The sequence below is a fragment of the Aquabacterium sp. A08 genome (genome assembly GCF_011742065.1).
On sequence record NZ_JAAQQT010000162.1, the window covers coordinates 1 to 418 of the forward strand.

At 77.3% G+C, this 418-nt stretch carries 1 pseudogene; it reads left to right on the forward strand.

The window, feature by feature from the left end:
- A pseudogene (locus HA630_RS26735) lies at window positions 1–418 on the forward strand (hypothetical protein); the annotation flags it as partial.

The following is a 418-nucleotide window of genomic DNA, read 5'->3' on the forward strand; positions in this document are numbered from 1 at the left end:
ACACGCTCAAGGGGGTGGCGGGCAACCTGGGGGCCACGGCGGTGCAGGACGCGGCCCAGGCGCTGGATGTGCGCTTGCGCGCGGCGCTGGAAGGACGGGAATCGCAAGCGGTGCAAACCTCGGCGGCGGCCCACGAACCGGCGCCCGTTCCCGATCCGGGGCTGGCCGAGGCGCTGGCGCACCTGCGCGCCCGGCAGGACACGCTGGTGGCCGGCTTGCGCGACTGGCTGGCGCGCTCCGGGCAACCTCAGCCCGCGCCTGACCCGGCTGAGACCGATGGTGCAGGCGCCGCCGCGCTGCAAACCCTGCGCCAGCTGCTGGAGACCGGCGACGCCACCGCCCCGGCCTGGGCCACGGAACACGCCACGGCCCTGGCCGCGGCCCTGGGGCCGCGCCACGCCGCGCTGCGCCAGGCACT